The organism is uncultured Mailhella sp., from assembly GCF_947631555.1.
Lineage (GTDB): Bacteria > Desulfobacterota > Desulfovibrionia > Desulfovibrionales > Desulfovibrionaceae > Mailhella.
Map to the genome: position 1 here is coordinate 1 of NZ_CANRLT010000108.1, position 5,741 is coordinate 5,741.

Sequence of the window (5,741 nt, forward strand, 5' to 3'; positions counted from 1 at the left end):
CTGCGGGGGCGTCTTGGCTGGCAGGGCGTTGTGATCAGCGATGATCTTCAGATGGGAGCCGTGACACAGGGGCGCTCTCTGGAAGAAATCGTGCGTCTGGCCGTGGCCGCGGGCAACGACATCCTGCTCTTCGGGAACAACCTGCACTACGATCCCGCGCTGCACGAACGGGTGTTCCGCGCTCTCATCGGACTTGTCCACCGAGGCGTCATCCCTGCGTGGAGGCTGGAACGCTCCTGGCGGCGTATTGAAGCACTGAAGGCGAGCCTGGGCGGAGCGGCCGCGCACTGACGCTCGGGGAAAGGCAAGTCCCAGGTGCGGCGACGGCTGCGCTTTTTCGAGTGCGACAAAGGGACATGAGTTTGTGAACCCCATGCCCCTTTGGGTATCTGGAAAGTGCGGACAGTCTTCAGCGCATGTCTTTGACGTTGAGCGCCCGCATGGCGTTGAGGATGGACAGGACGGAAACGCCCACGTCGGCGAACACCGCGGCCCACATATTGGCCAGTCCCACAGCCACGAGCATGAGGACACCGAGTTTGACCGCGAGGATGAAGGCGATGTTCTGGCGCACGATGCGCATGGTGCGCCGGGCGATGAGGATGGCGTCTGCAATGCTCTCCAGGTCGTCGTTCATGATGACGACGTCGGCGGCTTCGATGGCAGCATCAGAACCCATGGCGCCCATGGCAATGCCCACGTCCGCACGCGCCAGCACGGGGGCGTCATTCATCCCGTCGCCCACATAGGCCAGTGTGCCCTGAGCGCTTCGGCGGGACATCAGCTTTTCCACCGCGTCCATTTTGTCCGTGGGCAGAAGCTGGGAGTGCACGTCGTCGATGCCCAGGCGTTCGGCCACGGCCTCGGCGGCAGCGCGACGGTCGCCCGTGAGCATGGCGACGCTTTTTACGCCCAGAGAGCGGAGACGGGTGAGCGCTTCGCGGGCGCGGGGCTTGATTTCGTCCTCCACGAGGATAGAGCCAAGGCAGACGCCGCCTTCTTCCACATACACGGCCGTGCCGTTTGCCCCGGCGGGCGGGCAGGAGACCTTCAGCCGTTCCATGAGCGCGAGGCTGCCGGCGTGGATGGTGCGGCCATCGACAGTTGCGCGCACACCGTAGCCGGAAAATTCTTCCACCGTTCCGATACGGGCGGGATCAATGGGCTTGCCCCAGGCTTCACGCAGGGATCGGGCTATGGGATGGCTGGAATCGCGTTCCGCGCAGGCGGCAAGTTCGAGAAGTTCTTCCCGGCTTACGCCTTCGGCAGGTTCGACGCAGGACACGGCAAAACTGCCCCTGGTCAGCGTCCCGGTCTTGTCCAGAGCCAGAATCTCGGTGCGGGACAGTGCTTCAAGGTAGTTTCCGCCCTTGACGAGTATGCCCAGTTTGCCGGCTCCGCCGAGACCGCCGAAGAAACTCAGGGGCACGGAGAGCACGAGGGCGCAGGGGCAGGAGCAGACCAGGAAGGAAAGAGCGCGGTAAAGCCATGTGGACCAGTTCCCCAGAAAGAGGGGCGGAATGACGGCGAGGAGCACGGCGCTGCCCACCACGGCGGGAGTGTACCAGCGGGCAAAGCGGGTGATGAAGTGCTCCACACGGGACTTGCGGCCCGAGGCTTCTTCCACAAGGGAAAGTATGCGCGTGGCCGTGGATTCGCCGAAGGCCTTCGTGACCTCCATATCGATGGTACCGGTGAGGTTCACGCAGCCGCTGATCACGGCGTCGCCCTCAGCAAGCTCGGCGGGAAGGGGTTCACCCGTGAGCGCACGGGTATCCACGGAGGTTGCGCCGCGGCGCAGGATGCCGTCCAGCGGGACGCGCTCGCCGGGCTTCACGCGGATGAGTTCGCCCACGGACACCTCATCGGGGGAGACGCTCCTTTCTTCACCGCTGCGCAGCACCCAGGCCGTGTCAGGGCGGATGTCCATGAGAGCCGCGATGGTGCTGCGGGATTTGTCCACAGCGTGATCTTCAAAAAGTTCGCCTACCTGATAGAACAGCATGACGGCCACGGCTTCGGGCCATTCGCCCAGAAAGAACGCGCCGCCTGAGGCGATGACCATGAGGAAGTTCTCATCGAGAAATTCGCCGGAGCGTATGCCGTTCCAGGCCTGCCGGAAGGGGCCGCGGCCAACGGCGGCATAGGCGAGCAGGAAGGGGACAAGGGCGGCAGGGCGAAACGCGGGAGCGAGCCAGAGCACGAGCAGACCAAGGAGGTAGAGAAGCGCGCTGAGAAGCACCACGCGCCCCCGTCTCTTCATGGAGTCCGGCCATTGATTCCAGAATGCCATGTTCGCCTCACTTCTCGACGAGTACCACGTCCATCTCAATGCGGTGAACGACAGCCTTTACGGCTTCCACAACGCTGGCGAGCTTTTCGTCTTCGATGTCCAGAGTGAGGCGTTTGGTGAAGAAGGCCAGGGAGCAGGAACGGACGCCGTCCAGTGCCGAGATGGCTCTTTCAATCTTGGCGGCACAGTTGGGGCAGCACAGCTTTTCGAGAATGTAGCTTTTCTTCATGACTTTCTCTCCTGTCAGGGGTTCAAGTCCCCTGTTTCTTGCGCTGCGGCCAGGGGCAAGGTCACAGCAGGAAACGTTCACATATACCCATAGGGGTATATGTATAGCGACAGGACGGGACTGTCAAGTGTGCCGGAGAAAAAATTAACCGATACGGGAAAAACGGTCTATGGCTTTGGCAAATTTGGCGATGGTGGCCTCAGCGTCGCCGTGTTCTATGCCTTCGCGCACACAGTGCTGAAGATGCCCTTCCAGGAGCTTTTGCCCCACGCGGTGCAGTGCGCCGCTGGCGGCGCTGATCTGTATGAGTATGTCTTCGCAGGGTACGTCCTCATCGATCATGGCGTCGATGGCCTTGATCTGCCCCAGTATCTTTCTCAGTCTTTTATGAAGACTGTCCGCATCCATACATTGGTGCATACTTCCCTCCCTTGTTTCCAGTATCCTGATGAGCGAGCTTACCCGCGGTGGGCGGGAAAGACAAATATTTTTTCACCGGCACTCAGGAAGTCTGAGGTATTTACATCTTCACCCGGGAGCGGCATGATGGGTTCTAGGAGGAAAACTCATGGAAAAGGACAGGCGCTGCGCATGGTGCCGGAAAGATGCGCTGCTTGGCGAATATCACGACAGGGAATGGGGCGTACCGGTACACGATGACCGCCTGCTCTTTGAACATCTTTCCCTGGAAGTCTTGCAGTGCGGTCTGAACTGGCTGCTCATGCTGAAAAAGCGGGAAATCTTCCGCATCTGTCTTGCCGGATTCCGCCCGGAAGCGCTTGCCGACTTTGCCGAAGCAGACATCGAGGCGGCGCTTTCCACGCCCGGCATGATCCGTTCCCGGCGCAAGATTGAAGCCGTTGTACACAACGCCCGCGCCTTTCTTGCCATACAGCGGGAACACGGTTCGTTCGCCGCCTGGCTCTGGAACTTTACGGAGGGGGGTATGCTCATCTATACGGAGCACGAGCACGGCATCCCGCCCCGCAATGAGCTTTCCGACAGGGTGAGCGCCAGCCTGCGGGAGAGAGGCTTCCGCTTCCTTGGAAGCGTGACGGTGTATTCCTTCCTTCAGGCCTGCGGTCTCGTTAACGACCATGAGCGCAGCTGCCCGCGCTTCAAGGAAGTCATGGGTCTGGCGTCCAGGCATGTTTTTATCGGATGATCGAATGATGAGGAGAATCAGGAGGTTGTTATGAAATATGTTCCGCTTCTGCTGGCCCTTTGCCTGGCCCTTCCGTGTTTTTCCAGTGTTCCGGCAGACGCCGCCGTGTCCACCTACAGCGAAAAGCTCCCGCATGACGGAAGCATCGAAATTTCCTGGGAAAGTACAGGTCTTGCTCCTGCCGATGCCCAGGCGGAGAGCTTCGTGAAAGAAGCGATAGCCGGGTTCAAGGAGCGTATCCGCGAATTTGATGAGGAACTGGCCGAGGATGGACTCGATCCTGTTCCCTATGCGCTTTCCATAGAAAACGCCGTGTTCAGGACGCCGGGCACGGTAACGGTGCAATGGTCAGTGCATGAATATCTTGGGGGCGCGCACGGGTCTCTGGGCCTGCGGACTCGAATCTATGACGCGAAGACAGGAGAGCTTGTAGCACCGGAGGCTCTTTTTGCACTGCCGGATGCCGCGGAGGAGATCTTCAGCAGCGTGTCACGGCGTGAGCTTCTGGCCCGCGGCCTGCCGCAGGACATGGTGGAGCCGGGGACGACCGCGGGCGAGGGCAATTTTCTGAACCTTATTCCCGACGCGCAGGGCGTCATGCTCTGCTTCGACCCGTATCAGGTGGCACCGTGGAGCGAAGGCGTTGTGCAGGTGCATGTTTCCTTACAGGAACTGGCAGCGGCGCATCCGAAAGAACAGTTCTGGAAGCCGTAAGAGCGGGTCGTGCCCTGGGGAAGGGCCAGCCGTAAGCTCCGGCGGTGGTTAGGGGGCCTTTCCCTTTCCTTTAACCGCCGGAGGCACGCGCGGTAGCGCGTTTGGAGCGGCGAAACCTTCCCCGCTCCGGCAGCGTGACCATGTTTGCAGGCTATGTCCGGACAAACACGCCGCCTTCGCTATCTGCTCGCTGACGCTCGCGCCTCCGGCGGTTGAGGACGTGGCTAGAGGACGCCTTTCGCCGAACTGGAAGTTCGGCGCTGTTCAGCGCTTTGATCTTCCCCGCTCGCTTACCGCAAAGATGCTTGAGCGGGCAAAGCCCGATTGCGCACGGCAAGCTCGCTATCAGCGGCGCAGTCGCCGCGCGCTCTTCCCCCGCTCGCTGCCGGCGCAAGTACACAGTGCCGCACAGACCAGCCCCCCGCCTTTAAAGTTCCTGGAGGGAGCGCCGTAGCACTTCGGCTTTTTTGGATCCGATGCCGGGGAGAGTTTTGAGCTGTTCCAGAGAGGCGGCTTTCATCGCGGCCACGGAGTCGAAGTGTTCCCACAGCAGCCGCGCCGTGTTCGGTCCGATGCCCGGCAGATTCTGCAATTCTCCGCTGAAGGCCTGTTTCGCACGGGCCTGGCGGTGACGCCCGATGGAGAAGTCGTGCGCAGCGTCGCGCACGGCCTGAAGAAAGAGCAGTTCCGGGGAGCCAGGGCGCAGGGGCAGCGGGTTGCTGCGGCCGGGGACGAAGATGCGATCCGAGACGTTGCCCGCCCGGCGATCGGCGTGCCCGTGTTCGTCCCGTGCCTTGGCGATGCCCGCCAGCAGGAAGGGCAGGCCTTCGCCGCTTTCCGCTGCCAGATTTTCGCGCAGCACCTTGTCCACGGAGGCAAGCTGGCCGCGGCCGCCGTCGATGAGCAGCAGATCAGGCCACGGGCCGTCGTGTTCCAGCCTTTTCCGCGCCCATAGGGTCAGCGCGGCGTAGTCGTCGCCGCCTGCGCCTTCAATGTTCCACACTCGGTAGTCTTCACGGCGGGGACGCCCGTCCTCGTAGATGACAGCGCCCACCTTGGTGGCTTCGCCGCCAGTGTGGGATACGTCCACGCATTCGATGCGGGAGACGGGAGAAGGCCAGCGGAAGGCTTCGGCCAGTCTGCCGGAGAGCGGATCGCCGGAGCGGCTGCGAGCGGATTCCCGCGCATTGCTGCGGGCCATCTCCAGGAGGCGGCGGTCGTCGTCGCTGCGGGGCGGGCAGATACGTACGGGGCCGCCGCGCAGTTCGCCAAGTACGGACTCCAGTGCGGCGCGGCTGTCATCTTCCCCTTCTGCGGGGAAGAGCGGGGCGGGCGCGTCA

General features: G+C 62.1%; 7 protein-coding genes. 3 read left to right on the top strand and 4 right to left on the bottom strand.

From position 1 onward, the window contains the following. On the top strand, window positions 1-291 hold a 291-nt coding region (locus Q0Z94_RS10800; RefSeq protein ID WP_298069598.1), incomplete at its 5' end, for a glycoside hydrolase family 3 N-terminal domain-containing protein. Window positions 292-409: 118 nt separating this feature from the next. Here Q0Z94_RS10800 and Q0Z94_RS10805 read toward each other — a convergent pair. The 3 genes from Q0Z94_RS10805 to Q0Z94_RS10815 form a co-directional block, all read right to left on the bottom strand. Further along, window positions 410-2,293, bottom strand: a complete 1,884-nt coding sequence (locus tag Q0Z94_RS10805; RefSeq protein ID WP_298069600.1) for a heavy metal translocating P-type ATPase — start codon at window positions 2,291-2,293, stop codon at window positions 410-412. A gap of 7 nt (window positions 2,294-2,300) precedes the next feature. After that, on the bottom strand, window positions 2,301-2,522 hold the full coding sequence (locus tag Q0Z94_RS10810; protein WP_298069602.1) for a cation transporter: 222 nt from the start codon (window positions 2,520-2,522) through the stop codon (window positions 2,301-2,303). Window positions 2,523-2,666: 144 nt separating this feature from the next. Then, the gene (locus tag Q0Z94_RS10815; RefSeq protein ID WP_298069604.1) at window positions 2,667-2,942 is read right to left on the bottom strand and encodes a metal-sensing transcriptional repressor; all 276 of its coding nucleotides are present in this window, start codon (window positions 2,940-2,942) and stop codon (window positions 2,667-2,669) included. A gap of 148 nt (window positions 2,943-3,090) precedes the next feature. Between Q0Z94_RS10815 and Q0Z94_RS10820 the strand changes: the two genes are divergently transcribed. Both Q0Z94_RS10820 and Q0Z94_RS10825 read left to right on the top strand, forming a co-directional pair. Continuing rightward, a complete protein-coding gene (locus tag Q0Z94_RS10820) occupies window positions 3,091-3,687 on the top strand; it encodes a DNA-3-methyladenine glycosylase I (protein ID WP_298069606.1) in 597 nt (198 codons plus the stop codon). Between the two features lie 30 nt (window positions 3,688-3,717). Further along, window positions 3,718-4,401, top strand: coding sequence for a DUF3298 and DUF4163 domain-containing protein (locus tag Q0Z94_RS10825; protein ID WP_298069608.1), 684 nt, complete (start codon window positions 3,718-3,720; stop codon window positions 4,399-4,401). 427 nt (window positions 4,402-4,828) lie between these two features. Here the strand turns inward: Q0Z94_RS10825 and Q0Z94_RS10830 are convergent. Next, on the bottom strand, window positions 4,829-5,741 hold a 913-nt coding region (locus Q0Z94_RS10830; protein WP_298069610.1), incomplete at its 5' end, for a helix-hairpin-helix domain-containing protein.

What these genes read in the sequence shown, in the direction of transcription:
- Q0Z94_RS10810 (WP_298069602.1), bottom strand. Translation starts at nt 2,522, where the DNA reads ATGAAGAAAAGCTACATTCTCGAAAAGCTGTGCTGCCCCAACTGTGCC.
- Q0Z94_RS10825 (WP_298069608.1), top strand. Translation starts at nt 3,718, where the DNA reads ATGAAATATGTTCCGCTTCTGCTGGCCCTTTGCCTGGCCCTTCCGTGT.
- Q0Z94_RS10805 (WP_298069600.1), bottom strand. Translation starts at nt 2,293, where the DNA reads ATGGCATTCTGGAATCAATGGCCGGACTCCATGAAGAGACGGGGGCGC.
- Q0Z94_RS10820 (WP_298069606.1), top strand. Translation starts at nt 3,091, where the DNA reads ATGGAAAAGGACAGGCGCTGCGCATGGTGCCGGAAAGATGCGCTGCTT.
- Q0Z94_RS10815 (WP_298069604.1), bottom strand. Translation starts at nt 2,942, where the DNA reads ATGCACCAATGTATGGATGCGGACAGTCTTCATAAAAGACTGAGAAAG.